The following is a 24,193-nucleotide window of genomic DNA, read 5'->3' on the forward strand; positions in this document are numbered from 1 at the left end:
GAGGGGTTTTTGTTTGCGGGTTCTATCAACCCAGCGCAGCGAGCCGCTCCGCCAGATCGTCGAACAGTGCTTTCGACGAAGCCCCGATCATTCCGCGACGTTCGAATTCATCTACCCGGTAGGGCGAGCCGTCCGGCCGCGCGCAGAAACCGCCCGCTTCGTTGAGGAACAGCGCGCCGGCAGCGTGATCCCAGGGCAGGGTGCGCTCGAAGACTGACAGGTCGTTGGTGCCCAGCACCAGCCGCGGGTACTGTTCGGCGGCACAGCGCGGAATGTCGACAAGGCGGTAGTGCGGGGCAATGTGTTCGCGGATCTGTTCTCGGCGTGCCTGTTCGAGGAACACCATCGAAATCGCGGCAACGGGGGGCGTTTCGCCGCTGGTCGTGGCTGAAACGCGTTCGCCGTCGATCCATGCGCCGGTGCCCTTGCCCGCATGGCAGAAGCGTCCGGTCAGGCAGTCGAGGATCCAGCCGCCCAGCGTATCGCCCTTGTCCGCCAGTGCGACGAGCACACCGAACGGGGGATTTCCGGCAGCGAAGTTGTTGGTGCCATCGAGTGGATCGACAATCCAGCACAGCCGGTCCTTGAGCCGGTCCATCACGCTGGCATCGGCAAAGGTGGCTTCCTCGCCGACCACGGCAGCCTCGGGCAGCAGCGCGGAGAGCCGCGCTGTCAGCAGGGCTTCGCTTTCCTTGTCCCCGATCGTCACCACGTCGTCGGGCGCCTTGGCGTCGATCTCCGCGCTGGAGAGTGACTGGTAGCGCGGCAGGATCGCGCGTTCGCTCGCCTCGCGCATGATTGCCTCGACGGCCTTCGTAAGGGCGGGGGTGATCATGTGAGCGGGATCATCACCTGCTGCGCGAAACCGGGGCGTGTCCTGATGCGCCCGTACCAGTCGGAAATAGCCGGAAATTCAGGCTTGTCGAACGGCAGGCTGAACCAGGTATAGGCATAGACGCCCATCGGGATATCGCCGATGCCGAATGTGCTGCCGGACAGCCAGGGCTTTTCGCTGAGGTAGCGCTCCATGACCGCGAGATGTTTCGCACAGGCGGCCACGCCTTGCTCGATGGCGGCCATGTCCCACTGATCCTGCGGTGTGCGTGCAAAGCTCAGGAACGGCACGCGCTGGGCATCGGCATAGGTTATCTGCCAGTCCATCCAGCGGTCGCCCATTGCGCGGTCGATGGGATCGGCGGGGAACCAGCGCTCACCGCCATATTCGGCGGCCATGTAGCGCAGGATGGTGTTCGATTCCCACAGTACGACCTTGCCGTCCTCGATCATGGGGATCAGGCGGTTGGGGTTCTTGGCGAGGTAGTCGTCGGTATAGCCGAACTGGCCGCCGATATCGCGGCGTTCGTAAGCCAGCCCGAGTTCCTCCGCGAACCACGCCACTTTCTTGACGTTGTGCGAGTTCAGCCGGCCCCAGAGGGTAAAGAAGGGCGCGGGCATCAGCTGCGGTAATCCGCGTTGATCGAGATGTAACCGTGCGTGAGGTCGCAGGTCCAGACGGTGGCAAGGCCGTCGCCAAGGCCGAGATCGACTTCGATCGTCACGTCGTGACCCTTGAGATGTTCCGCGACGGGCGCTTCGTCGTAATCGGCGAGCGGCAGGCCCTCGAGCGCGGCCCAGGTGCCGCCGAAGCCGATCGAGAGCTTGTCGCGGTCGGCGGGTTCGCCTGCCTTGCCGACAGCCATGACCACGCGGCCCCAGTTGGCATCCTCGCCCGCTATGGCAGTCTTCACCAGCGGCGAGTTGGCGATGGCAAGGCCGACCTTGCGCGCGCTCTCGTCCGAGACCGCGCCACTGACGGTCACGGCGATAAATTTCTGCGCGCCTTCACCGTCACGCACGACGAGGTGGGCAAGTTGGCGGCATACATCATGAATAGCGGCGTAGAAGGCGTCTGCGCCCGGGCTTTCGAACGAGGTGAGCGGCGCGTTGCCGGCCTTGCCGGTGGCGAAGGCGAGGACGGTGTCGCTCGTCGAGGTGTCAGAATCGACCGTGATGCATGAGAAGGTGGCAAGGTTAGCGGCCGAGAGGCATTCCTGCAGGAATGCCGGATCGACGGCAGCATCGGTGAACAGGTAGCCGAGCATCGTCGCCATATCTGGCGCGATCATGCCCGAGCCCTTGATGATGGCGCTGATCGTCACCTTGGTATCGCTCACCATGGCCGTGGCCGTCGCGCCCTTGGCGAACGTGTCGGTGGTGGCGATGGTGTTGGCCGCCTCTTCCCATGAGCAGGGCTCGGCGGTCAGCGCCTTCGCGACGCCCTCGCGCGCCTTGTCCTTGGGTAGCGGCACGCCGATCACTCCAGTGGAGGACACGAAGACTTGCTCCTTGGGACAGCCAAGGTGGCCGGCAACCTGATCCATGATCTGTTTCACCGCTTCGCGCCCGCGATAGCCGGTGAAGGCGTTGGAATTGCCCGCGTTCACCACGAGCGCCCGGGCCAGGCCCTGTTTCACGTTCTCGCGGCCAAGCTCTACTTCGCTCGAACAACACAGGTTCTTCGTGAACACGCCGGCGACAGAGGTACCTTCCTCAAGCGTGACATAGGTAAGGTCACAGCGTCCCCAGTCCTTGTATCCCGCGCGCACCACGTGCGGGTTGACGCCCGCGATCTGCGGCAGGGCGGGGAAGGGTGTGGCGAGCGGAGAGACAGGATAAGCCATGGCGCAAGCGCGTAGCGCATGACCGTGGCACGTCAAGCGATGATCAATCGTGCGCAAATTGCGGTCGGTAGTGGACTATTCAGCTTGTCCCTCTTATCTGACGCCCATGGCCAACCGCCTGCTTCTGACCCTGCTTGCCCTGCTGACGGGCCTTGCCGCGCAAATCGGCCCGGCCGAGGCGTGTGCGTCGCGGGTTTCCAGCATGCAGGTCGCGGTGCTGGGAGAGACTGCCCAGGCCAAGGCGCCGCGCGCACCTGTTGCGCTGGCCCGTCTGCCCGAACCGGGCCGCCTTAACACCCGGCGTCATGCCCCTGCGCTCACGCAATTGCCCGTGGCCCGTGCCGTTGCGGCAGTTTTTACCGGAATAGACCGCGCCCGCGAATAGCGGCTGCATGCACACCGGCTTTCGCGTTTCTCGCGAGTTTTTCGGCGCGCCCATGCTCTCGGCAGGCGCGCAACCGAACCCATACACAATCATTAAAGAACAGGGATTCCGCCCATGCTCGGCGCCATCGTCAAATCCATCTTCGGCTCGTCCAACGACCGCTACGTCAAGTCGCTCGACAAGATTGTCCAGCAGATCAATGCCTTCGAATCCTCACTGGAAGCGATGAGCGACGAGGAACTGGGCGCCCAGACGGTCAAGTTCCGTGAACTTCTGGCAGGCGGCTCCACCCTCGATCAGATCATGCCCGAAGCTTTCGCAACGGTGCGCGAAGCCTCGAAGCGCGTGTTCGGCATGCGCCACTTCGACGTGCAGATGATCGGCGGCATCGTGCTTCATCGCGGCGAAATCGCCGAGATGCGCACGGGTGAGGGCAAGACGCTCGTCGCCACCACCGCGACCTATCTCAACGCGCTGGAGGGCAAGGGCGTGCACGTCGTCACCGTGAACGACTACCTTGCCCGCCGCGACGCCGAGCACATGGGGAGGCTGCACAACTTCCTCGGCCTGACGATCGGCGTGATCGTGCCGAACCTCAACGAGTACGAACGCCGCGAGGCCTATGGCGCCGACATCACCTATGGCACCAACAACGAGTTCGGCTTCGACTACCTGCGCGACAACATGAAGCACGAGCGCAGCCAGATGGTGCAACGTCCCTTTAATTTCGCGATCGTCGACGAGGTCGATTCGATCCTGATCGACGAGGCGCGCACGCCACTGATCATTTCGGGCCCGACGGACGACAAGTCCGAGCTCTACATCGCGGTCGATGCGATCGTGAAGCAGCTGGCCGACGAGGACTACGAGAAAGACGAGAAGACCAAGAACATCACGCTGACCGAGGACGGCGTGGAAAAGGCCGAGCGTATCCTCGAGAACGCCGGGTTGCTTGTCGGCTCCAACCTTTACGACGTCGAGAACACACAGGTCGTCCATCACCTCGACCAGGCGCTCAAGGCGGTGGTCATGTTCAAGCGCGACACCGACTATGTCGTGAAGGACGGCAAGGTCGTCATCATCGACGAGTTCACCGGCCGCATGATGGACGGGCGCCGCTGGTCGAACGGCCTGCATCAGGCAGTCGAGGCCAAGGAAGGCGTGAAGATCGAGCCCGAGAACCAGACGCTCGCCTCGATTACCTTCCAGAACTACTTCCGCATGTACCCCAAGCTTTCGGGCATGACCGGCACGGCGGCAACCGAAGCGGCGGAATTCTACGACATCTACAAGATGAACGTGGTCACGATCCCGACCAACCTGCCGATCATGCGCGTCGACGAGGAAGACGAGTTCTACAAGAACACGCTCGATAAGTTCGGTGCCATTGCAAAGCTGATCCGTGAGAAGCACGAAAAGGGGCAGCCGGTCCTCGTCGGCACCGTCTCGATCGAGAAGTCGGAACTGCTCTCGGACTTCCTCAACAAGGAAGGCGTCAAACACTCGGTCCTCAACGCCCGCTTCCACGAGATGGAAGCGCATATCGTGGCGCAGGCGGGGCGTCTTGGCGGCGTGACCGTCGCCACCAACATGGCGGGCCGCGGCACCGACATCCAGCTTGGCGGCAATGTCGATTTCCGCGTCGAGGACGAGCTAAAGGACATGGCAGAGGGGCCCGAGCGCGAAGCGGCGATCGCCCGCATCAAGATGGAAGTGGCCGAGGAAAAGCAGAAGGTGCTCGACGCGGGCGGCCTCTGCGTGATCGGCACCGAACGCCACGAGAGCCGCCGTATCGACAACCAGCTGCGCGGCCGTTCGGGCCGTCAGGGCGACCCGGGCCTGTCCAAGTTCTATCTCTGCCTCGAGGACGACCTGCTGCGCATCTTTGGGCCCGATACCCTGTTTGCCAAGATGATGAACAGCAACCTGGCCGACGGCGAGGCGATTGGCTCCAAGTGGCTCTCTAAGGCCATCGAGACCGCGCAGAAGAAGGTCGAGGCACGCAACTACGAGGTTCGTAAGCAGGTCGTCGAATACGACGACGTGATGAACGATCAGCGCAAGGTGATCTACGAACAGCGCGCCGACATCATGGACGCCGAGGCGGTGGACGATGTCGTCGTCGACATGCGCCACGACACCATCAATGCGCTGGTCGCCGACACCTGCCCGCAAGGGTCTTACCCTGAGCACTGGAACATCGAAGGGCTGAAGGAAAAGGTGAAGGAAAACCTCGCCATCGACATTCCCATCGAGGCGTGGCTCGACGAGGCGGGCATCGAACCGGAAGTGGTCGAGGAGCGGATCACCGAACTGGCCGACGCCCACATGGCGGCCAAGATGGCCCAGGACGATCCCGCAATCTGGCGGCAGGTCGAAAAATCGATCCTTCTGGATCGTCTCGATCATTACTGGAAGGAACACCTCGCCACGCTCGACGCCTTGCGTCAGGTGGTCTTCCTGCGTGCTTACGCTCAGCGCACGCCGATCAACGAATACAAGCAGGAGGCCTTCGGACTGTTCGAGCGCATGCTCGATACCATCCGCGAAGACGTGACGCGCATCCTGTCGGTGAGCGAGTTGCGCATGCCCGAACCGCAGGACCTGCCCGAACTGCCGGACTTCCTGACCGGTCATATCGATCCGCTGACCGGATTCGACAATTCGGATGATGCCGACGGTTCGGGCGGACAGGCGGCGCTGTTCGGTTCGCTGGCGGGCAGTCCGCAGGCAGCGGTTGGCCCGGGGGCGAGCGGCGAAAACCCCTATGCGGACCTGCCGATCAGCCGGAACGCCCCTTGTCCCTGTGGCTCTGGCAACAAGTACAAGCACTGCCACGGCGCGTTGGTCTGAAGCACAATCCCTGCCGTTTCTGGGAAACGTGCGGCGCGACCACACAACTTGCCCGTGACGCCGAAAGGGCAGTGGTTGTATGTATCGATGAGCCAGCATGAAGTCTGCACTCCGGATGTGGGTAAGTATCGCAGACGGTAGAATTTTGCCTCAACTCATGGTTAATTGATCGCTCACATGTCGGTTTGCTGAAAGATCAGCAAACCGACGTTGAGGGCGGTTGACATGCCATTTGTGCTCAAAGGCAAATTGGTCGGTCGGCAGGGTGCTAACCTTCAACCTGCCATCGCGGCAGTCACTGTTGTGGCCGTGGCTGGCATGGTCTTGGCCATCAGTCCTTCTTCTGCACTTCGCACCAAAGTGCAGGATTCCAGCCCCCGGGACGTAGGCGTCCACGCAGCCGCACGGACAGTTGCGAAATCGCCGTCCAATGGCGGCCTTCCGAACCCGCCAGCGTCGAAGCATGGCCTCGCCCATCCGGCTTCAACCTTCGTCGCACCGGTTCCTGCCGCCGCCGTGCAGGATGCGCGGACTCCGCAGGAGGTACAGTCGGCGCAACGCATATCTCCAGTTCGCCAAAGGCAGGAATCCTCGCCATCCGGGCCGGCCCAGCTTGAGCTGACTGTGGTTCCGGCGGCTCCCCCGGAGCTGAAAGATAGCGTACCGACACCGGCCCTGACGTCGTCAGCCTTGGCTGTGTCAACTCCGGATGCCGCACCTGAAACGGGGCTGGGGGGGGAGGTGCCGCCGACAGGGAATACATCTGCAGCTGCAGCGACCATCGAACGGCCGAGCCTTTCCGAACAGGCAGTGACGGCAGTGATGCCCGCTCCATTGCCTGTCGATGTCGTGACGGCAGCGCAGCGTCCCCTTGTGGCATCGGTACGAATGCCGAATGGTCAGGTGCCTGCCGTGAGCGCGGATGCGCTGCAGTGGATCATCTCCGGCACGGTCGAAGACGATGATCGCATTTTCAACCGCCAGCCTTCAGATGCCAGACTGGCTGACAACGATACCTCATTGACCGGTGATACTGATTCCAATCCGGCGGCCTCTCTTCAGGCGGTCAGGGCCAGAGTGGAAGAAGGCATAGCGAAACGGACGGAACGCGATGCTAAAGTGGGTGCTGGACCTGACACCACCCACGACCCCGTTGCATTGGCCGAAAATCTGGCGATGGATAAGCGCGGTGAACCACTTGGCGGCATGGTTGAGGCCGCCAGAACGGCGCCGACTCCCGGCTATGACAACGCGAACCTCGATCCTTCCGAAGAACTTGTGAGGGAACGACCGGCCACGGTTGCACCGCGAGAGCAGGCCCTGTCCCAACTTGTCGTCATCTCGCAGGATGCGCTGGCCCGGTCCGCCCATCAAGACGGCAAAACCAGATCGGAGCGGCGGACCACCGACGCGTCCGACGAGGTTTTACAGGCGGATGACCCGGTTGATGTTGCACCGGTTGCTGCATCGTACAAGCAGACTTCCGCGGGTGTAGAAGTCACATTGCCATTGCGGGTCCACGGTGCCCGCGCGGGCTCGGTGACCCTCCTGATAGCAGGCGCTACGGCTGGCCATGCCGATGTCGTGCACAAGGAATTCAGAATAAGTCTTGCAAGCGTGCTCGACGCCTTGCGTCCCGACATGGATCCCGTGACATACGCAAGGCTTCGCAGTTCCCCGAATGCCGACGAGCTTGTAACTCTCAACGATCTCAGGGCCGTGGGATTGACCGTGGGCTTCGACAAGAACGGCAACTTGACACTGGGATAGCCTGAAATGCTCCGACAATGGCGTATTTTATGCCCCACTGTCGCCGGTCCGGACAGGACTGGCGCTTGAACTGGCCCTGAATTCGACGAGACGGATAGACCTCGCGCGAACGGGATCCATGCGCACCTTTAGGCGCGAAACGGCGCGCTTTGACCATCTCAGGCGCGTTATCCCGTTGGCCAGCGGCCTGGCCTGTGCGAGTGGATGCCAACGGTCAGCGCTCAAGCCTTCAATGGTCACCGACACAGGTGCAGAAATGCTATGGCCATCGTCGAAAAAGGCGAGCTCGGCAGTGTCAGCATCGACCGGTTTGCCGAAGTTTACCTCAAACCATTGCGAATCGTTTGAAGGCGCGGAAGTCCAGCCGTTCGGGAGTTCGGGAAAGAACCAGAGCCTCCCGTCGATCGCATCGTGCAGCATTTCCGGGTCCGCATTGCTCGACGCGCTGGCCATGGGGAACTGGCCGCGTACGAGCTGCACTGCGTGGTTTATGGGCCGCACAATCGGTGGGTTGGGGGTCCGCACTACCGGTATCGTAAGGCGGTCGAGGTCGGCCCGCCGGGCCACTTCCTTGCCATCGATTTCGACGGATAAACCCGGCCCTCTGCCATAATGCGTTCCATCTGCATCCCATGTCACGGCGATCTTGTGGCCGTGGTAGGGCACATCCTCGGCACGGAACCAGGCGAGGGTCTGAGGATCGCCCGCTGCAGGAAGCAGCGGATTGACTTCCAGCACGTCGTCCGCGCGCGGACGGATGCCCACGAGGCCCGACAGGATCAGGTCGATATAACCCGAATGGAAATAGTGGTGACTGCGGTCCAGCCCGACGATCGGTTTTCCGGTGGCCGGATCGTAGTCTTCCTCCAGATCCAGCTTGCTTCCCTGATAGTGCAGGGCGGTATATTGCCGGAGCAGGCGCATGTAGTCGCTGCGAGTGACCGGGCCGGTGTCGCCGTAGTGGTCGAGAAGGTTGGCCATGGCGGTGAGGACCTGCGTTGTCTGGTAAGGCCAGACCGGGCCGTTCCACTGGCACTCGCGCGCTGTGCCCAGATAGCGGTACTGGCGCATGTAGTACGGATAACTCTTCTCGACGGTGCGCATCCCGGCTTTCCCGGCCAGCGATTCCGGATCGAGCAGATGCGCCCACGCCTGTGCGTACCGCGGATCGTCGGGCACGAGATCGAACATCCAGGGCAGGTATCCTGCCAGTTCGCGCGCTCGGATCGGTTCCCAGTATTTTACATGTTCGTTGGTGGTCTTGTAGCGGTCGGTAAAATGAACGAGTGCGGGGTTCCACAGGTCGGCCAGCATGCGGGTTCGCAGTTCATCGGCACGGTCTGTGAAGAACCGCGCGAGTACCTTGTCTCCGGCCAGTTCCGCTATCTTCGCAATCGCGCGGGCATTGGCGGTCATGTAACTGTTGATCGTTGGGCGGAAGGCGTCGCCGCCACGAAATCCGTCCTCACCGCCCGAGGCATCTATTGAGGACACGGTGTATTCGGTCGCGTCGAGCAGGGGCTCTATGAAGTAGAGGCCCTTGGTGAAATCAAAATGATCGTCCCATAGTCCGTAGATGTGGCGCATCACCGCCAGATGGCGGATCACGGCGGCGCGGTCTCCATCGACAAGGTAACGGCCCCAGACGGAATCGGCCATGTAGTCGCTAAAGTGGCGGTCGTTGCCACCCTCGTACATGAAATTGACGTAGTCGTCTGTAAAGCGGCGGTCGTTCAGCCAGCGCCCCTCGGCAATATGGAAACCGGTGGCGTCGTTGAGGCTGGCATAAGGTTGGCGCTGCCAGGCCACGTCGTCGGCAAATTCGGTGGTGATGTAGCCGAGCGCGCCGAGATCGCGCTGGTGCGCGCGGAATAGCGACCAGCGGTAGTAATAGACCGCATCGATCCGGCGATCGGCGCTTTCGAAGAAGGGAATGCGGTCGACGTACCAGGGGGCGTCATTGCCGAAATGCACGCGGGCAATCGCAGCATGGTCCAGCATCGGCCGAGCGGCCTGGGCATGGACTGGCGTCGCCGGAGCGGAAACAGAAGGGCTGGCGACCGTCGCGAGAACCGCCGCAGCGGCAAGCATTGGGCGAAATGTCGCAAGCATTGATGCCCTTCTCCCGATTATCCTTGCGGAAGAAATGGAAAAGCGGCCGCTTCCCGGGGAGTGTTGGGAGAGGAGCCCGGGAAGCAGCCGCTTTAGGCCGGCCGGAACGCGCGAATGGCAGTGGCGTTCCGGCCGGTCATGCCGTCAGTCGAAGGTGAAGCGTGCGCCTACGGCAAAGGTGCGGGCCAGCTGTAGCGTGCCGAGGTTGAACTGCTGCGCATTACCCACGTCGCCGAACTTGTAGTAGTTCTGCTGCTTCGACTTGGTCAGGTTGGTTGCATCGAAGGTCAGGCCGATGCGGTCGGTCACGTTCCAGGTGAGCTGGACGTCGAGGCTTTCCTCCGGCTTGAACCACACGCCGATCGGGTTGGCGAACAGGCGTGCTTCGTTGTTGTGCAGGAACCCCTGACGCCAGACGTAGGAAACGCGGGCGTTGAACGGGCCCCGATCATAGGCCAGCGTCGCGTTATACGAGAACTTCGAGACGTTGAAGAACTGCGACGTGGTCTCGCCGGTGATGTTGCCGGCAGAGTCCGTCATCGGGATGTTCTGCTTCGAGTCCAGCACGGTCAGGCTGCCCTGGAAGCCAAGGCCGTTCAGGATGCTGGGCAGGTAGTTCGGGAAGTAGGTCATCCCGACTTCCACGCCCTTGAGCACGCCGTTCGATGCGTTCACCGGACGGGTGATGGCGAAGTAGTCCGTCGCACCGGCGACGATACCGTTGTTCGGGATGTATTCCATCACGGTCAGCGGCACCACTAGCCCCTGGATCTCGCGCCGGAAGCCAGTCACGTAGATCGCGCTGTTGCGTTCGAAGTACCACTCGAGTGCGAGGTCGTAGTTCTTCGAGTGCGTCGGCTTCAGGTCGGCGGTGCCTGCCGAACCGCTGCCGTAGCCGACATTGGTAAGATCGCCCGTGAGCGAATAGTTCGGGTTGATGTCGCCGAAGTTCGGGCGACGCAGCGTTTCACCGTAATTGAAGCGCAGGCGCAGGTTTGGCGTGATCTCGTACTTCGCCGTGAAGCTCGGCAGGAACTTCTCCGACTGGCTACCCGAACGTGTCTGGGCGCCGGCGTTGTAGCGGTCGAAGAAGTTCGAATCCGTAGTCACCGCGACGTAGCGCACACCGCCTTCGAGCTGCAGCGGGCGGCCGAAGATCGACACTTCCGCATCGGCCATGACATAGGCGGTCATCGTCACTTCGTCGATGTCGAACGTCTTGGCCAGCGACAGGGCGTCCGAGGTGGGCAGGCCGTAAAGCCCGCGCACGTAGTCGGCGTTGCCGGCAAGCCAGCTGCCGCTAGGGAGAACCCAGCTGCGCGGCACGTCGGCAATGCCCTTCATGAAGCCGGAGTTGGTGAACAGCGCTTCTTCAGGCAGGGTCGAAAGCGAGGCGCCGAGATAGCCATCCTGGGAGCGGACATAGCTCGAAGCCTTGCGGTCGTCGTAGCGCAAGCCCGCCTTGACGCGGCGGATGAAGCCTTCGTCCCAGGTGTAATAACCATCGAGCGTGGCCGTGATGGCGCTGCCCTTGTTCTTGTTGGCGTTGTCGTAGAACTGGGCGATGTTCCAGACGCTCGGATCGGCGAGCAGGGAGTCGTCGGCAAAGTGGTACGACGGGATGCCGCCGCCGGCGTTGAAATCGGCAGTGATCTGACTGGCCACGCGATCGGTGCGCATGGCGAGGAACGAGGTCTTGTTGGTGCTGGTCTGGTACGCGACGTCACCGACGATCTTGCCGCGGTCGCCAAGATCCCACTGCCCGTTCAGGGCGTAGACGTAGCTGTCGGTGCGGTTGGTGGCATAGTCACCGCTGTTGAAGCCGTAGACGTCGTCAACCGTGCGTGACTTGACGATGTTCGTGCCGTCGTAGAGCTCGACCGGTCCCGGATTGCCCCACCAGTCAACGAAGCTGAATTGCAGCGAGTTGAATGTGTGGCCTCGGAAGCCTGCATAGAACACTTCGGCGGTGTAGACCGAGCTGGAGTTCGGAGCCCACTGCAGCGCGATGTTGGCCGACGGGCGCTCACGCTCGCCGTAGAGGTCGGACGAGAAGACCGCGTCGCGCGACAGGTAGTATGGGACGTCCACGCCGTTGTAGTTGATCGTCGATCCCGGCTCGGTCGGCAGGCCGTAATCGAGGCCAGGCTGCCAGCCTGAGAACATGCGCTCGAGCGGGCCGAGGCCCGAACCGGCCGGCGGGTTTTCGGTCGCGAAGGGAACGAACGCGCCGGCCGTGGTCGACATGTTGCGGTATTTGGTCTTGCTCCAGCTGACGTTGGCGAGGAGGCCGATGTCACCGATGCCAGTTTCCCAGCGGTCGCTGACCAGCAGGGCGACGTTCGGGTTATAGGTGTCAGCCTGTTCGTTGTAGATGCCACGTGCAAGGCCCGAGATGGCAAAACCGTCGAAGTCGAACGGGCGGCGGGTCTTGACGTCGATCTGGCCGGCAAGACCGGTCTCGATCTGGTCTGCCGCGCGCGTCTTGTAGATGTCGATCTGCTTGACGAGGTTGGCGGAGATGTCCTGCAATGCAAACGACTGGTTAGCCGCAGTGAAGACGTTGCGACCATTGAGCGTGGTCAGCGGATCGGCAAGGCCGCGGATGGTGATGGTCGCCGCTTCGCCGCCGGCGCGGTCGGTGACCTGCACGCCCGTCACGCGCTGGAGTGCTTCGACGACGTTGTTGTCCGGCAATTTGCCCACGTCCTCGGCGACGATCGAGTCGACGATCTGGGTCGATTCCTTGCGCACGTTCAGGGCACCGATGATCGACGCCTTGACGCCGGTGACGATGATCTCTTGCGCGTCGGTGTCGGAAACCCCGCTGTTGGCAGCGTCCTGCCCATGGGCAGCGCCCGCCAGGGTGAGTGCAAGAACGGACGTTGTGCAGAATGTGATTGGCTTGAATGCCATGATCTACCCTCCCAATGAGGCTGGCCGGTACCATGCCTCTTCAAACCTTGGCGCCCTGTTATTTGTCGGAGTTATTTAGCGCAAGGAAAAAACGCACTTCAGACAAGAAACCTTTCGTTGGTGTGTCGTTCTCGCCGCAGAAGTGCGTTTTTGGGCATTTTTTGTCCGAGTTGTTTGCAATCAGGAAGCGCGCCAAAGGGTGGCGGAATTGCTGGCAGGAGCGAGTTTGAGACCATCGCCGCCCGGAGCGATGGCCCTGCCCGGAAAGGCCGCCGATTCGAACCGGACGCTGTCCTTTGTCCGACCTGGGATTCGCCTGAACAGGCTTGCCGTAGCGGTGCCGTTTGTCGGGACTAAAGAGACGGTGCCGTCAGGCGCTGCATTCAGACATTGGTCGCGCAACAGGATCGGGGAGAGGCGTAGTGTGCCGCCTTCCGCGGGAAGCATGCGGAACTGTGTCTGCGGCAACGGGGCAGCGCCGGCGAAGAGGCGCGTGCCGTCATGAGCTAGCCAGGTATTGGGGGTCGTTGCGGCTTCGAAGCGATCGGGCAGGGGGCCATTGCCGACTGGAACGCCGAAATCGGGATTGCCGTCGGCATCGAAATAGAGCCGCTGCACGCGGGTGTGGCGGTCCGGGTTGAACAGTGGATCGCCCTCGATCTGCGCGTAGTCGCGACCGTGATAGACCAGTATATCCCGGCCTTCCTCATCCACCGTGAAGCTGTTGTGGCCGGGGCCGTAAACCGACGTCGCCTCGCAGGTAGTGAACACCGGCCTGGGGGATTTGGTCCAATTGCGCAGGTCCATGATGTCTGCATCCGCATCGGCGGTCAGCAGGCCGAGGCAATAGCGGGCATCGGTCGCGCTGGCCGAGTAGCTGATGAACAGCTTCCCGTTCTTTTCCAGCACGGCGGGGGCCTCGTTGACCTTGAAGCCGAGGATTTCCCAATCGAGCGTCGGCACAGTAAGGCGCGCAGGCTTGGCCGCGAGCGTGAGTGCGGACGCCATGGGGGCGATATAGAGGTTCGAATTGGTCTCGATCCCCGGTTCACGTTGGGCCCAGGCGAAATAGCGGGTGCCCCGGTGCATGAACATGGTGGAATCGAGGTTGAAGCTGTCCCACGGTGCCTGGAACTGACCAAGTACCGACCAGTTGCCGCGCATCGGATCCGACCCATCGCAGACGACCGCGTAAGTGCGGATGCGGAACACGTCCTCGCCGCCGCCGCTGGGGCCCGCCGCGAAGTACATCACCCAGCGCCCGTCGACGAGATGCAGTTCCGGGGCCCAGATGAATCCGGACATCGGCCCGCTGGCCTCGTGGCGCCACAGGACGCGCTCCTCGGCATCGGTAAGCCCGGCCAGCGTACGCGAGCGCCGCAGGACCAGCCGGTCGTATTCCGGCACCGATCCGGTCATGTAGTAATAGCCGTCATCGTGGCGGAAGATCTGCGCGTCGGCTCGCTGCTTCACCAGCGGGTTGACGATGCCCGAAGCGGAAGGCGCGCCGGTCGCGGGCGTGCTTGCCATCATGGTCTTGCCGGCCTGCGTGCAGGCGATCGGCATCATGGCCGCACCGGCAGCGAAAGCGCGTCGCGATAGGTTGAATTGCATGTCGTCCTCTCCGGGTGGGCCGTTCGAACCGGCCTTCAAAAAAGGACACCCCGGCCCGGGGGAGCCGGGGTGTCAGCAGGTGGATCAGTATTCGGCGACCGGCCAGCCGTCCGCGCCCCAGCGGACGGGTGCGATGCGCAATGTCGGCTTGCCCTCAGCCTGTTTGTCGTAGGCGTGGTAGGCGACATAGGTCGTCCCGTCGGTATCGGTGAAGACCCCTGCATGGCCGGGGCCGCGGAAACGTTGCTGTTCCTGCAGGTCGGCCCGCAGGAAGATCGTGCCGCCGCCCATCATGGCCTCGCTGCCGTCTTTGCCGAGATAAGGGCCGGTGATCTTCCGCGAGCGCGAGACGACGGTGAAGTAGGTGCTGTTCACGCCCTTGCAGCAATAGTCGAAGGAGGTGAGCAGGTAGTACCAGCCATCGTGCTGGAAAATAAACGGGGCCTCGATAGGATCGGGCGCACCGGCCGGGACAAGGCGGCGGGCGATGGAATAAGGCTCGGTGCCGGGCCTTGGCTTGCCGGTGGCCGTGTCGAGCGGGAACAGCTTGATGCCGGTCCAGAAGCTGCCGAGCGCCAGCCACTGCCGTCCTTCTGCATCGGCAATGAAGTTCGGGTCGATGGCGTTGAAGTCATCGTCGCGCGTGGACATGACGACGAGGCCCTGATCCTTCCAGCGGTAGTTCTTCGCCTTGGGATCGAGTGTCGCATTGGTGGCAAGGCCGATCGCCGACCGGTTCGAGCCGAAGGTGGAGACCGAGTAGTAGAGCCGGTATTCGCCGTTCACATAGGAGATGTCCGGCGCCCAGATGCCTTCGGTGCCGGGAATGGCCTTTTTCGCCCATTCGGGGATCTCGGCGAAGACCGAACCGGCGTCAGTCCAGTGCTGCAGATCCTTCGAGGTCTTGATGCCGATGTAGCGCCCGACGGTGCTGAACACGTAATAGGTATCTCCCTCGCGGGCGATGACCGGGTCATGCACCGTAAGGTCGCCCGAAAGCCGGGAATTGAGCGTGCCGGTTTGCGCCGTTTCGGCTTGCGTGGAGGCCGCTGCGGCAGGGGGGAGAGCAGCGGCTGCCAGCAAGACGCCGAGCCACAGGGAGCGGCCCGGCAGTACCGGCCACTCCCTTCTTACCTGGACGATGTCCCCGCTCATCGCAGTTTGAGCGTCACGACCGACTTCGCGGGCAGGGTGACGACCAGTTTGCCGCCCTTAATCCGTGCCCCCGTGAACGCGGCGGGCTTGACCACGCCGGGCTTGTCGAAGGTGTTGTGCGAATTGATCGCCGGTGCCGTCAGGATCGTGCCGGTCACGCCCGATGCCTTCACACCGTCGAGGTTGATGGTCACGGTGTTCGGCTTTTCAGGATCGGCGTTGGACAGGCCGACGTGGATCTTGCCGTCCTTCGCCTTCACCGCCGAGCCGCTAACGGCCGGAACCGTGTACTTGTCCTTGGTATAGGTCGGCGTTGCGATGTCGATCGGCAGCACCGTGGCATCCTGCCAGGGCTTGTACATGTCGAAGACATAGTAGGTGGGCGTGAGCACCATTTTGGCGCCTTCGGTTAGGATCATCGCCTGAAGGACGTTCACCATCTGGGCGATGGCGGTCATCTTCACACGGTCCGCGTGCTTGGCGAAGATGTCGAGGTTGATGGCGGCGATCAGAGCGTCGCGCAGGGTGTTCTGCTGGCGCAGAAAGCCCGGATGCGTACCGGGATCCTGAGCGTACCAGGCACCCCATTCATCGACCGCCAGGAAGACCCGCTTTTCCGGATCGTACTTGTCCATGATCGCGGAGTGCTTTGTGATTAGCTCGTCCATCCGCCAGGCTTCGTGGAGCGTGTCGGCCCATGCGGTCTCGTCGAAATTGACGGGATCGGCCTTGGGCGGCCAGCCGCCTTCGGGCAGCGTGTAGTAATGGAGCGAGAGACCGTCGAGCAGCGGGCCGGCGACCTTCATCAAGGTCTCGGTCCAGTTGTAGTCATCGACATTGGCGCCGCTGGCGATCTTCAGGATGTGGGTGCCCGCCGGTGCCTTGACGAACGTGGCATAGCGGCGGGTGACGTCGGCGGCATATTCGGGGCGCATGTTGCCGCCGCAGCCCCAGAGCTCGTTACCGATGCCGAAGGCGGGGACTTTCCAGGGTTCCTTGTGGCCGTTTTTCGCACGCTCGTCGGCGAGGGTTCCGGCCGGGGCGGTCATGTATTCGACCCACTCGGCCATCTCGCGTGGGGAACCGTCGCCGACATTGCCCGAGATATAGGCCTCGGCGCCGACCTGCCGCAGCAGTTCGAAGTATTCGTGCGTGCCCACAGTATTGGGCTCGGTCACGCCGCCCCAGTGGGTGTTGACCTTCACCGGACGCTCGTTCTGCGGGCCAATGCCCTCGCGCCAGTGGTATTCGTCGGCGAAGCAGCCGCCGGGCCAGCGGATCACGGGAACCGAGAGTTCGCGCAGGGCGGACACGACGTCGTTGCGGAAGCCGTTGGTGTTCGGGATCGGGCTGTCCTTGCCAACCCAAAGGCCGCCGTAGATGCCGTTACCGAGGTGCTCGGCGAACTGGGTGAAGATCCTCTTGTCGTAGACGGGGCCGGGCTTGCCGGCGTGGATCTCGGCGGTTGTCGGCTGGCCGTTGGTGTCCGCGTGCGCGGCACCGGCACCAATACTAACCAGCGCTGTGGCGCCGAGCAGCGCGGCAGCGGCAGTGTGTCGCAGGGTCTTGATCATGGTCTCGTATCCCCTCCCGGAGGATCAGTCGTGAAAGGCTTCAACAGGTTCGCGGCGGCCGCGCAGGAAGGCGTCGGCAACGAGGCGGAACGGATCGATGTCGACATCGCTGCGCCCGCCGCGGATGAGGTTGGCAAAGCGCGAATAGAGGCCGGGATACTCCAGGTCTTCGTTGTGCTCGGTGCCTGTCGGCGTCGTCAGCACGGCGCCGCCTTGCGAGAGCTTGAGCGTGCCTGCATCGGTCTCGACGATGATGTCCCAGCTTTGCGGGCCGGTCTGTCGCCAGTCGAGGTCCATGTGTATCTCGGCGCCGCCGCTATCGCACATATTGAGATCGGCCGCGATCGGTGCCGCGCGGTTCACGGGAATGCTCAGCGTTGCTGCCTTGAGGAAGACCGGACGCGGCAGGATATGCGTCAGGATCGAAAGGGCGTTGATGCCCGGGTCGAACACGCCGAGTCCGCCCGGTTCCCAGATCCACGCTTGGCCGGGATGCCAGACGCGCACGTCCTCGCGCCAGACGATCGAAACTTTCTCGATCCGACGCTCGGCGAGCCAGGCGCGGGCAGGCGCAACGCCGGCCGCAAAGCGCGAGTGCCACGAGGCGAACAGGGTAACGCCAACCTTGTCCGCGCGGTCGCGCAGCGCGACCACCTCGGACAAGGTGGCGCCGGGGGGCTTCTCGAGGAAGACGTGGATGCCGCGCTTCAAAGCCTGAACGGCAAGGCCGTAGCGGACCTGAGGCGGAGTGCAGAGTGCGACCGCATCGATCGCCGGGCCCTTTTCCAGCAGCTCTTCCAGGCTGGCGAGGTGCGGAATGCCTTCCTGACCGGGATCGTGCGGACTGACGGTGGCCGCCAGGCTGAACGCGGGCGTTCCGGCAATCGCTGGCAAGTGCTGGTCTCGGGCGATCTTGCCCACGCCGACAACGGCAATGCGGATCGGGTCCATGGTTCAGAGCACCTTCACCGCTACGCTGCGCGTTTCGGCGCGGCTCAGCGGATTGGCTAGCGGGAGCGTGAACGGCGAGGCCGAGATCTCGAATACGTCACCTTCCTGCGTCGTCACGCCATCCGCGAACGACAGGGTAGCAGTGCCGTAGAAGTGGACGTGAACGTCGCCGGGGCGGCAGAAGAGATCGTACTTGAAGTGGTGCTGTTCCAGATTGCCCAGCGTGTGCGACATGTTTGCCTCGCCCGACAGGAACGGCTTTTCCCAAAGTACCTTGCCCTCTCGCAGAATTCTGCTGGTGCCCTCGATGCTGTCAGGAGGTGTTCCGATCAGCAGTTCGGGGCCCAGCGCAGCCTGCCGCAGCTTGGAGTGTGCGAGCCACAGGTAGTTATGGCGCTCGGTCACATGGTCGCTGAACTCGTTGGCGATCGCGAGGCCGAGGCGGTAGGGCGTGCCGTCTTCCCCGATCAGGTAGACGCCCGCCACTTCGGGTTCTTCGCCGCCGTCCTTGGCGAAGGACGGCATGGTCAGCGGATCGGTCGGGCCGACGAGCTGCGAGCCGTCGCCCTTGTAAAACCACTCGGGCTGCTGGCCCACTTCGCCAGCGGCGGGCTTTCCACCTTCCAGCCCCTCGAGGAACATCCGCATCGAGTCGGTCTGATGTTCGCCCGATGCCGCGGCCTGGTGCATCTTGTTGCGGCCTTCAGCGGAACCGAGGTGCGTCAGGCCCGTGCCGGTCATCAGCAGGTGCGCGGGGTCTTCATGGTCGATCGGGGCCAGCAGATGGCCTGCGGCAAATTCCGCAGCGATGTCCACGGCGGCGCCAGCCGGGCAGGCCTTGGCGGCCTGCGCCAGCGTTACGCCAGCGGCAATGGCGCGCAGCGCGAGTTCGCGAACGTTCGTGACGCCTTCAAGAATGTGGGCGGCGTCACCCTCGGCGAGGATAACGGAGCGCGAGCCATCAGGCGCGCGATGCTGAAGCAGGCAAAGATAGGTCATGGGTCTCTCCCAGCCGCGGCGCGCCGTTTCTGGGGAGCGCGCCGCGGAAGTTGTCTAACGTATCAGGACAGCGTGAGCTTGCCGTCGATCAGGCGCGGTGCACCGTCGCCATAAGCTTCGTCGCGCAGTTCGGGCGGAAGCACGGGCTGGGCGAGGTTCTGGTAGCTGACCGGACGCAGGAACCGGTCAATGGCAAGGCTGCCAACCGAGGTCGTGCGCGGGTCCGAGGTCGAGGGGAACGGGCCGCCGTGAACCATCGCATGGCAGACTTCGACACCGGTAGGCCAGCCATTGGCGAGGATGCGGCCAACCTTGCGTTCGAGCACGGGCAGCAGGTGTGAAGCCACGGCTTCGTCTGCCTCATCCATGTGCAGCGTCGCGGTAAGCTGGCCTTCCAGGCCCTCGAGAACGGCCTTGAGTTCGGCTTCGTCCTTGCAGCGCACGATCACCGAGGAGGCACCGAAAACTTCATGGCCGATGGCCTTGTCGGCGAGGAACTTTTCAGCGGAGGTCTGGAACAGGAAGGTGCCACCGCAGGTGCGGCTGCCTTCGTCGCCCTTGGCCAGCGTTTCGACGCCCGCCGTTCCGGCCAGCGCTTCGACGCCTTTGGCGTAAGCAGCGGCAATGCCGGTGGTCAGCATGGTCTGCGGCTTGGCCGCCGACACACCGCTAGACGCGGCGGCAATGAAGGCGTCGAGGCCTTCGCCTTCGATAGCCAGCACGAGGCCGGGATTGGTGCAGAACTGTCCGGCGCCCATGGTCAGCGAGCCGACGAATGCTGTGCCCAGTGCTTCGCCGCGTGCCTTCAGCGCTTCGGGCAGCAGTAGGACGGGGTTGATGCTCGACATCTCGGCGTAGACCGGAATCGGCACGTCACGTTCCTGCGCCAGCTTGGCCAGCGCAAGGCCGCCCGCGCGCGAGCCTGTGAAGCCCACGGCCATGATGCGGGGATCCTGCACCAGCGCCGCGCCGAGCTCGTTCGACGGCCCCGTGAGGTGCTGGAATACGCCGGCGGGAAGCCCGCAGGCGGCAACCGCCTTGCTGATCGCCTGCGCCACGAGCGCGCCGGTGATCGGGTGGGCTGGATGACCCTTGACCACGACCGGGCAACCGGCCGCCAGCGCCGAGGCGGTGTCACCGCCAGCGGTGGAAAAGGCGAGCGGGAAGTTCGAGGCGCCGAAGACGGCGACCGGGCCCACCGGGATCATTCGCAGGCGTAGGTCGGGGCGCGGCAGAGCGCGCTCGGGCAGGGCCGGGTCGATGCGCAGCTGCAACCACTGTCCCTTGCGCACGACATCGGCGAACATGCGCAGCTGGCCGCAGGTGCGGCCGCGCTCGCCTTCAGAGCGCGCACGGGGCAACCCGCTTTCGGAAAGGTAGGCCTCAAGCAGCGGCTCGCCGACCGCCATGATCTCGTCGGCGATTCGCTCGAGGAATGCTGCGCGCTCCTCGCGGCTGGTGGCGCGGTAAATATCGAACGCAGCATCGGCTTCGCCGCAGGCAGCCGCCACATCTGCGGGGCCGTGAACCTCGAAAGCGGCGCCTTGCGGTTCGCCGGTCTCGGCAGCCATGGAACGGAATTCGGTCATCTGGGATCTCCCTATTTACTCCGACATATTCCGTGACGAGGATAAACGCAATGTTTGTCGTTCCTTCCCGGTGCGAGGGCTGTTAGGCTTGGGAATGGAGGTGGCAGAAATCGTGACAGACGCTGGCATTGCAAAAGAAGTTGAGGGGGCCAAGGCGGCGAAGGCCGCACGTGGGCCGGGACGGCGCCTGCACGGTGCCATCGCCCACAAGCTGGGTACGGACATCTTGTCGGGCAAATATGCGCCAGGCGATATCTTGTCCGGCGAAGTGGCTTTTGCTGAAGAGCTCAAAGTTTCACGCAGTGCTTATCGTGAAGCAATTCAGGTGCTTACTGCGAAAGGGCTGGTGGCCAGCCGTCCGAAGGCCGGCACTCGTGTTCTGCCGCGCGACCGCTGGAACCTGCTGGATCCGGAAGTGCTGGGATGGGCTTTCGCCGGAGAACCTGATGTCGAATTCGTGCGCAGCCTGTTTGAGCTTCGCGCCATTGTCGAGCCTGCTGCCGCGCGGCTCGCAGCCTTGCGGCGCGACAAGGCCGATCTCAAGATCATGAAGGATGCGCTGGCGGCCATGCGCCAGCATACGCTGACAACGGAGGCCGGCCGGGCGGCCGACCGCGATTTCCACAATGCGATTCTTCACGCCACGCGCAATGATGCGCTCATGGTTCTGAGCGCCAGCATCGGTGCGGCAGTGAACTGGACCACGCAGTTCAAGCAGCGCTCCCGCGCGTTGCCGCGCAATCCGATACCCGATCATGCGCGCGTCTACGATGCCATCGCGGCAGGGAATGCCGATGCGGCGGCTGAGGCGATGAACGTGCTGGTTGATCTGGCTCTCGACGATACCCGCAGCGCCATGGAGCAACCAGCAGGCGCCTAGGGCGCCATCGCGGCAAGCAGTGGCCATTGACAGAAAAACGGCCCCGGCATCGCTGCCGGGGCCTCTTTAGTTTGAGGGATTGCTGGGGGAATCAATCAGGTTCGACTGCGACCAGATCGGGCTCGATATGGGTCGGCTTGCTGCCCCACAAAGCGTAGAACAGCACGTAGAGTTCGCAGACGGCGGTCAGCAGGAACGAAGTCTGCAGGCCGTAGGTATCCGCCATCCAGCCCTGCACCGCGACCAGCGCGCCGCCGGCGATCGCCATGACGAGCAGGCCCGAGGCTTCTTCGGTGAGCGGTCCAAGGCCCTTGATGCCGAGGGTGAAGATGGTCGGGAACATGATCGAGTGGAACAGGCCCACCAGGATCAGCGACCACATCGCCACCGGGCCGTGCGCGAAGACAGTGATCATCATCACTACGAAGGCGCCGATCGAAAAAAGGGCCAGGACCTTGGCGACATCGAAACGCTGCATGATCGCCGAGCCGGCAAAGCGGCCGACCATCATTCCGCCCCACAGGAACGAGAGATAGTTGCCTGCCATTTCATGCGTCATGTTGCCGATGTCGGGACGGCTGACGAAGTTGATGAAGAGGTTGGCGACGCCGATTTCCGCGATCAGGTAGATGAAGATGGCGGGCACGCCGAAGACCAGGTTGCGGTGCTTGAGCAGTTCAGGATTGAGCAGCCGGGACTTCCTCTTTTCGCCGTTCCTGCCGCTCGTCATCACAGGTAGCGGGAAGCGCGCGATGACTGCGGCGAGCACCACGAGGACCACCGCGACAAGCCCGTACGGCAGGATAACCGCGTGGGCATCGGCAAGGCGTTCGGCTTCGGTCAGGACCGTGCCTGCTGCTGCCGTGCCGCTCTTTGACCGGCCAAGGATCAGGTAGGCGCCGAAGGCTGGGGCGAGCATCGTGCCCGCCGAGTTCATCGCCTGCACCAGATTGAGCCGTGAGGAGGCGGTTTCCGGCTTGCCGACGACGGCCACATAAGGGTTCGCCGCCACCTGCAGCAGGGTGATGCCCGACGCGATCACGAAGAGCATCACCAGCGTCACGCCATAGGAAGGAATGCTGGCTGCCAGCATCATGCCCAGCGCGCCGGCGGCCATGATCAGGAGGCCGGTGACCAGCGATTTCTTGTAGCCGATCCGCTCAATCAGCAGCGCCGATGGAATCGAGGCGAAGAAATAGGCGATGAACCATACCGATTCGATCAGGGCTGCCTGAAAGTAGGTCAGTTCGAACACGCTGCGCAGGTGCGGCAGCAGCGTATTGTTGATGACGGTGATGAAGCCCCACATGAAAAAAAGGCTCGCAAGCAGCGTCAGAGCCGGGCCGTAGCGGACTCCCTCGTCTTGGGAAGCTGCGGCGGGCGTGCCTGCTGAAGAGACCACTGATGGCATGTCTATCCTCTCGATCAGGGCGCGGCCGCGTCGATTGCGAAGCTGCTTGCGCTCTTTATATTTGTCGGACTATATGCGATGCGACGGCCCGTCAATGGGGCAGCATAATTCCAAGCACGATTGGGAGCACTTTGGGAATGAGGAATCTCTCCAGGAACATGGCTGGTACGGCGGTTCTGGCGCTGTCCGCCACGCTGAGTGTACAGGCTCTGGCTGCCGAAGCGACTCAGGTCCCGGCGGGCAAGCTCTCCGACGGAAGCGAAGTCACGGCAGTGACGCTCAAGGCGGACAACGGCGTTTCCGCCACGATCCTGACGTTCGGTGCCACGCTCGAAAAGTTCATGGCTCCCGATCGCGACGGCCAGCTGGCCGACATCACCCTCGGCTACGACAAGCTGGCCGACTATGAAGCGCGTCCGAACTACTGGGGCGCGACCATCGGCCGCTATGCCAACCGCATCGCCGGGGGCAAGTTCACACTCGACGGCAAGAGCTACCAGCTCCCGCAGAACGACGGCGAGAACTCGCTGCATGGCGGTGGCAAGGGCTGGGACGTCCAGAACTGGAAGATTGATTCGATCAAGTCTGGTCCGGTCGCCAGCGTCGTCTTCTCGCTGATCAGCCCCGATGGGGACTCCGGCTATCCGGGGACGGTCAAGGCCAGGGTCACCTACACCCTCGATGAATCGGGTTCGCTGTGCATCGCGTTCGATGCGTCGACCGACAAGCCGACGGTCATCAACATGACCAATCATGCCATCTTCAACATGGCGGGCGAGGGCGCGCCGCAGGGTGCCATGCAGAACGTGCTGACGATCCCGGCGAGCCACTACACTCCGATCGATTCAAAGCTCATCCCGACCGGCGAACTGCGGCCGGTCGAAGGCACGGTGTTCGATTTCCGCAAGGGCAAGGCGCTGCAAGACGGGCTGCGTGACGGCAATGACCAGCAGATCGTCTATGGCCGCGGCTTCGATCACAACTTCGCGCTCGACAAGGGCGTGACCAAAAAGCCTGAACTTGCTGCTCGTCTGGAGGACCCCGCCTCGGGCCGCGTGCTTGAAGTGCTAACCACCGAGCCGGGCGTGCAGGTCTATTCCGGCAACTTCCTGGACGGAACCTATATCGGCAAGCAGGGCCATCTTTACCGCATGGGCGACGGCATTGCGCTCGAACCCCAGAAATTCCCGGATTCTCCCAATCATTCCAATTTCGTCTCGGCGCGCGTCGATCCGGGCAAGCCCTACCGGCATGTCATGATCTACCGCGTGTCCGTTGACCGTTGATCGAGACGACCACTGAT

The 24,193-nt window shown here is 63.1% G+C and carries 17 protein-coding genes; 5 read left to right on the plus strand and 12 right to left on the minus strand.

Going from position 1 to position 24,193, the window contains the following annotated elements:
* Window positions 1-25: 25 nt before the first annotated feature.
* The 3 genes from MTR64_RS13835 to argJ are packed head-to-tail and all read right to left on the minus strand — an operon-like array spanning window position 26 to window position 2,681.
* The gene (locus tag MTR64_RS13835; protein ID WP_243994672.1) at window positions 26-835 is read right to left on the minus strand and encodes an inositol monophosphatase family protein; all 810 of its coding nucleotides are present in this window, start codon (window positions 833-835) and stop codon (window positions 26-28) included.
* Entirely contained in the window at window positions 832-1,455 is a 624-nt protein-coding gene (locus MTR64_RS13840) for a glutathione S-transferase family protein (protein ID WP_243994673.1), read from the minus strand. Before MTR64_RS13840 ends, MTR64_RS13835 begins: the two co-directional genes overlap by 4 nt.
* On the minus strand, window positions 1,455-2,681 hold the full coding sequence (argJ, locus tag MTR64_RS13845; protein ID WP_243994674.1) for a bifunctional glutamate N-acetyltransferase/amino-acid acetyltransferase ArgJ: 1,227 nt from the start codon (window positions 2,679-2,681) through the stop codon (window positions 1,455-1,457). Before argJ ends, MTR64_RS13840 begins: the two co-directional genes overlap by 1 nt.
* A gap of 106 nt (window positions 2,682-2,787) precedes the next feature.
* Between argJ and MTR64_RS13850 the strand changes: the two genes are divergently transcribed.
* The 3 genes from MTR64_RS13850 to MTR64_RS13860 all read left to right on the plus strand — a co-directional run bounded on the left by MTR64_RS13850 (window position 2,788) and on the right by MTR64_RS13860 (window position 7,689).
* On the plus strand, window positions 2,788-3,066 hold the full coding sequence (locus tag MTR64_RS13850; RefSeq protein ID WP_243994675.1) for a hypothetical protein: 279 nt from the start codon (window positions 2,788-2,790) through the stop codon (window positions 3,064-3,066).
* Window positions 3,067-3,180: 114 nt separating this feature from the next.
* Window positions 3,181-5,919: a preprotein translocase subunit SecA gene (gene secA, locus MTR64_RS13855; protein ID WP_243994676.1), complete on the plus strand. Its 2,739-nt coding sequence runs from the start codon at window positions 3,181-3,183 to the stop codon at window positions 5,917-5,919.
* A gap of 225 nt (window positions 5,920-6,144) precedes the next feature.
* Window positions 6,145-7,689: a hypothetical protein gene (locus MTR64_RS13860; RefSeq protein WP_243994677.1), complete on the plus strand. Its 1,545-nt coding sequence runs from the start codon at window positions 6,145-6,147 to the stop codon at window positions 7,687-7,689.
* Between the two features lie 27 nt (window positions 7,690-7,716).
* On the opposite strand, the gene MTR64_RS13865 is transcribed toward MTR64_RS13860, so the two are convergent.
* The 8 genes from MTR64_RS13865 to MTR64_RS13900 all read right to left on the minus strand — a co-directional run bounded on the left by MTR64_RS13865 (window position 7,717) and on the right by MTR64_RS13900 (window position 20,599).
* Window positions 7,717-9,801 carry an MGH1-like glycoside hydrolase domain-containing protein gene (locus MTR64_RS13865; protein WP_243994678.1) on the minus strand — a complete coding sequence of 695 codons (2,085 nt, stop codon included), beginning with the start codon at window positions 9,799-9,801 and terminating at the stop codon, window positions 7,717-7,719.
* A gap of 144 nt (window positions 9,802-9,945) precedes the next feature.
* Entirely contained in the window at window positions 9,946-12,717 is a 2,772-nt protein-coding gene (locus MTR64_RS13870) for a TonB-dependent receptor (RefSeq protein WP_243994679.1), read from the minus strand.
* 180 nt (window positions 12,718-12,897) lie between these two features.
* Entirely contained in the window at window positions 12,898-14,331 is a 1,434-nt protein-coding gene (locus MTR64_RS13875; RefSeq protein ID WP_243994680.1) for a glycoside hydrolase family 43 protein, read from the minus strand.
* Window positions 14,332-14,415: 84 nt separating this feature from the next.
* Window positions 14,416-15,486 carry an arabinan endo-1,5-alpha-L-arabinosidase gene (locus MTR64_RS13880; RefSeq protein WP_243994681.1) on the minus strand — a complete coding sequence of 357 codons (1,071 nt, stop codon included), beginning with the start codon at window positions 15,484-15,486 and terminating at the stop codon, window positions 14,416-14,418.
* Window positions 15,483-17,060: an alpha-N-arabinofuranosidase gene (locus MTR64_RS13885; protein WP_243994682.1), complete on the minus strand. Its 1,578-nt coding sequence runs from the start codon at window positions 17,058-17,060 to the stop codon at window positions 15,483-15,485. Before MTR64_RS13885 ends, MTR64_RS13880 begins: the two co-directional genes overlap by 4 nt.
* A gap of 24 nt (window positions 17,061-17,084) precedes the next feature.
* Window positions 17,085-18,011: a Gfo/Idh/MocA family protein gene (locus tag MTR64_RS13890; RefSeq protein ID WP_243994683.1), complete on the minus strand. Its 927-nt coding sequence runs from the start codon at window positions 18,009-18,011 to the stop codon at window positions 17,085-17,087.
* 3 nt (window positions 18,012-18,014) lie between these two features.
* Complete coding sequence (gene araD1, locus MTR64_RS13895) at window positions 18,015-19,010, minus strand: AraD1 family protein (RefSeq protein ID WP_243994684.1); 996 nt, start codon at window positions 19,008-19,010, stop codon at window positions 18,015-18,017.
* A gap of 62 nt (window positions 19,011-19,072) precedes the next feature.
* Complete coding sequence (locus MTR64_RS13900) at window positions 19,073-20,599, minus strand: aldehyde dehydrogenase (NADP(+)) (protein ID WP_243994685.1); 1,527 nt, start codon at window positions 20,597-20,599, stop codon at window positions 19,073-19,075.
* A 94-nt stretch (window positions 20,600-20,693) separates the two neighbouring features.
* Here MTR64_RS13900 and MTR64_RS13905 point away from each other — a divergent pair, with 94 nt between their 5' ends.
* On the plus strand, window positions 20,694-21,479 hold the full coding sequence (locus tag MTR64_RS13905) for a FadR/GntR family transcriptional regulator (protein WP_243994704.1): 786 nt from the start codon (window positions 20,694-20,696) through the stop codon (window positions 21,477-21,479).
* A gap of 91 nt (window positions 21,480-21,570) precedes the next feature.
* On the opposite strand, the gene MTR64_RS13910 is transcribed toward MTR64_RS13905, so the two are convergent.
* Window positions 21,571-22,890, minus strand: coding sequence for a sugar MFS transporter (locus MTR64_RS13910; RefSeq protein ID WP_243994686.1), 1,320 nt, complete (start codon window positions 22,888-22,890; stop codon window positions 21,571-21,573).
* 158 nt (window positions 22,891-23,048) lie between these two features.
* Between MTR64_RS13910 and MTR64_RS13915 the strand changes: the two genes are divergently transcribed.
* Window positions 23,049-24,176 (plus strand): aldose epimerase family protein, encoded by a 1,128-nt coding sequence (locus MTR64_RS13915; RefSeq protein WP_243994687.1) that lies wholly within the window; start codon window positions 23,049-23,051, stop codon window positions 24,174-24,176.
* Window positions 24,177-24,193: the final 17 nt, after the last annotated feature.

This window comes from Novosphingobium album (ex Hu et al. 2023) (genome assembly GCF_022832385.1).
Taxonomy (GTDB): domain Bacteria; phylum Pseudomonadota; class Alphaproteobacteria; order Sphingomonadales; family Sphingomonadaceae; genus Novosphingobium; species Novosphingobium album.